Source organism: Pseudomonas folii (genome assembly GCF_014357575.1).
Taxonomy (GTDB): domain Bacteria; phylum Pseudomonadota; class Gammaproteobacteria; order Pseudomonadales; family Pseudomonadaceae; genus Aquipseudomonas; species Aquipseudomonas folii.
The window spans coordinates 1-3,565 of the sequence record NZ_JACONW010000268.1; the positions used below are offsets into that span (position 1 = coordinate 1).

The following is a 3,565-nucleotide window of genomic DNA, read 5'->3' on the forward strand; positions in this document are numbered from 1 at the left end:
GTACTTTAAAACCGCACGGTCGTCGACGCCCACAGCGTGCGGCCGTAGTTCACGGTGCCGTAGGTTTCGTCGTCCAGTCGCTTGTCGGTGAGGTTGTACAGCGCGGCGTTGAACGAGACGTTTTTGGTCAGCTCATACGAGCCGCCGAAGTCTGCCGTGGTGTAGCCCGGCGACGATTCGTCAGTGATGGTGTTGCCGTACTCCTCACCGTAGTAATTCACTGCTGCCCAGAGCTGGGTCTTGTCGGACAGCGTCCAGTCAGTGCGTACGTTGGCCTTGTGCTCGGGTGTAAGTGCCAATGGTGCGCCTGCGTTGGCACCGGATTTTTGCTCCGAGTCGGTGTAGGTGTAGTTGGCTTTCAGTGCCAGCGCAGACGTGATGTCCCAGCGTCCGTTCAGCTCCGCGCCCTGAATCACAGCTTTATCGACGTTGACTCGTTCCATGATGATGTACGGACCGAAGAACTGGTCGGTGGTCACCGTGGACAGCTTGTCCTTGAAGTCGTTGTAGAACACTGTTGCGCCAGCCGAGAGGTTATTGCGATTGGACCAGAGTGCCGACAGCTCGTAGTTGGTGCTCGTCTCAGGCTTGAGGTCCGGGTTACCGAGCATCGCGAACGTGTTGCGGCGCAGTACGGCGTAGTCCTCGATCACTGCACGCAATTCCGGAGCCTTGAAGCCACGAGCCACGCCGCCTTTGATGGTCCAGTCGTCGGTTGCATGCCATACGCCATAAATACGCGGGCTGAAATGCACGCCGTATTTTTCGTGGTGGTCCATACGCAGGCCGGTGGTCAACGCGAAAGTGTCGGTCATCGCCCATTCGTTTTCGGCGAACAGTGCTTTTTGCACCACGGAGTACTCGTAGTTCACGCGGTCGCCCAAACCCTGGTTCCAGTCAGTGACCGTCGTTTCGTTCCATTGCAGGCCGGTGGTGGTGATGTTGTGTTCGGTCGGGATCACCAGCTTGGCGTCAAATACCAAGTTCTTCACAGTAGGCTTGCGACCCAGGACGTCGCGCTGCGTTGCGCTGGCTACGCCTTTACGGCTGGACTCTTCCTGTGCGAACGAAACGTCCGACGTGGCCCAGTCCCAACGCCCTTGGTGAGAGATCGACCAGTGGTCGCGGTTGTTTTCCTGCTCGCGAGTTGCCCAGTTAGGACTCAGGCCGTCGCCGTTTTTCAGGCGGGTGGCACCGGCTTCCAGCAGGATGTCGTGGTCGATGGTCGGGGTGAACGCCAGGCGTGCGGTCAAGTCCTTGTGGTCGGCTTTGCTGAAACCGTTGGTTTCTTCAACGTCATCGTCTGCCTGGCGATCCAGATAGCGACCCCAGACTTGCAGCCCCAAGGTGTCCTGAATCAGCGGGCCATTGAGGTAGAACTGGGTCTGCCGTGCATTGCCCTGATCGCTGTGCTGACGTGCCGAATAGTCATAAGTGACCGAGCCACCCCATTCGTTGGAGACTTTGCGGGTAATCACGTTGATCACGCCGCCAATCGCATCGGAGCCGTACAGCGAGGACATAGGCCCGCGCACCACTTCGATTCGCTCAATGGCTTCGGCTGGCGGGATGAAGCTCTGCTCATAGCCTGAGTTGCCATTGACTCTGGATTCCCGAGCGCTCTGGCGTTTGCCGTCGACCAGAATCAAGGTGTAATCAGCCGGCATGCCGCGAATCGAGATGTCGGTTTCGTTGGCGCCGCCATTGACGGTCACACCTTCAACGTCGCGCAGGGCGTCAGTCAGGTCGCGGAACGAACGCTTGCGCAGTTCGTCGCCGGTAATGATTGTCACGGAAGCGGGTGCATCCTCTACGCTCTGCTCGTAACCGGCGGCAGTAACGGTCACGTCTTCCAGAGTGATCGCCGGGGCGGCGGTGGTTTCTTGAGCCTGAACGCAGGCGCTTTGGGCGATGAGGCACGCCAGCGCGAGCTTCGTCATGGCGACAGTCGGTCGCAAACGAAAAACAGAGTGCATGGAACTTCCTTACGATGCGGGGTTAAACGTTAATCGTAAGGATTCTCATTGGCAAAGGTTGGACAAGGTGTGACAGCCGATCCTATTGAACTCGCGTAGACCCCGGTAGGAGCGAACGTGTTCGCGATCTGGCGCGAAGCGGCAGCGATGGCCGCGACTCGGTGCATTTGCTGGAATCGGGTCGTCCGATTTACGACTGCTGCGCAGCCGTTCGCGAACAAGTTCGCTCCTACAGGTCCTATGTTTTTTGCGGTGACAGGTACGGCAGTCTGAATCTGAACAGGGAGAGGGTTTTGCTGGCTACGGCGTTGGTGTTGATCGCGGCGATACTGCACGCGACGTGGAATACCCTGATCAAATTCAGTGGTGAGCGGTTGCTGGTCATCGCCAGCATGGATTTCGTGGCGTTGCTGTTTGCGGTGCTGGCCGTGGGTTTTGTCGAACCGCCGCCTGCTGCGATCTGGCCGTGGATGATCGCCTCGGCGTTGTTCGAGCTCTTGTACAGGTATTTGCTGATCCAGGCCTATAGAGTCGGCGACCTCGGTCTGGTCTATCCGCTGATGCGGGGGCTGTCGCCGCTGGTGGTGCTGGCTCTGACCCTGATCTTTGTTGGCGAAGAACTGAGCACCCAGCAAATCCTCGGTATCCTGCTGATCCCTTGCGGCATGATCTGTCTACTCTGGCAGGGCGGTGGCGGTGATCGACTGCCCTGGTCGCTGTTGCCGGTGGTTGCGTTGATCGGGGTGTGCATCGGCTGCTACACCTGGATCGACGGCCAGGCCCTGCAAATGGGTGTGCATCCGCTGGATTATCTGGTCTGGCTCACACTGATCAGTGCCTGGCCTTTTCCACTGCTGGCAATCACCTACAAGCGTGCACCGTTCAGTCTGTTCTGGCGTGAGCAATGGCGGCTTGGGTTGAGCGTCGGCTTATGCGTGTTGCTCAGCTACGCTCTGGTGTTGTGGGCCATGCAGTTGGGCTCGGTGGCGGAAGCTGCAGCCTTGCGCGAAGTCAGCGTGATTCTGGTTGTGCTGTTTGGTATGCGCTATCTGAAAGAACCTTTTGGTCGGCCCCGGCTCTTAGCATGTGGCCTGGTTCTGCTTGGCATGCTGGTTATGAAAATCAAACTATAAGGATTCTGCTATGACGGTTGCATTCTGGTGCGTATTGGTCGCGATTATTCTGCCGATCGTTTGTGCAGGTATCGCCAAGTTTTCCAGTGGCAAGTTCAATAACAAGCACAACCACAACCCGCGTAATTTCCTGAATAACCTCGAAGGTTTGCCTGCGCGTGCCAATGCGGCGCAGCTCAACAGCTTCGAAATCCTGCCGGGCTTTGCCGCCGCAGTGATCATCGCCCACATCGCGGGTAATGCGCAGTTGGTGACGATCGACGTGGTTGCGGTACTGTTCATCACCAGTCGACTGCTCTACATCATTTTCTATCTGGCTGACTGGGCTGCACTGCGCTCGATCGCGTGGTTGGTAGGTATTGGCCTGATCATCGGGCTGTTCATCGCCTCAGCAACGCCGCTGCCTGCCTGACCTTGATGTAACCGCAAGGCCTGCAGGAGCGCACCGGCAGCGCG

The 3,565-nt window shown here is 58.0% G+C and carries 3 protein-coding genes; 2 read left to right on the forward strand and 1 reads right to left on the reverse strand.

Translation table 11 applies throughout. The features are described 5' to 3' along the window. Positions 1-5: 5 nt before the first annotated feature. Positions 6-1,976 carry a TonB-dependent receptor domain-containing protein gene (locus H8S59_RS26480; RefSeq protein ID WP_187523328.1) on the reverse strand — a complete coding sequence of 657 codons (1,971 nt, stop codon included), beginning with the start codon at positions 1,974-1,976 and terminating at the stop codon, positions 6-8. A 293-nt stretch (positions 1,977-2,269) separates the two neighbouring features. On the opposite strand from H8S59_RS26480, the gene H8S59_RS26485 reads away from it, so the two are divergent. Next, the gene (locus tag H8S59_RS26485) at positions 2,270-3,109 is read left to right on the forward strand and encodes an EamA family transporter (RefSeq protein WP_087265761.1); all 840 of its coding nucleotides are present in this window, start codon (positions 2,270-2,272) and stop codon (positions 3,107-3,109) included. Between the two features lie 10 nt (positions 3,110-3,119). Beyond that, a complete protein-coding gene (locus H8S59_RS26490) occupies positions 3,120-3,521 on the forward strand; it encodes an MAPEG family protein (protein WP_187523329.1) in 402 nt (133 codons plus the stop codon). Positions 3,522-3,565: the final 44 nt, after the last annotated feature.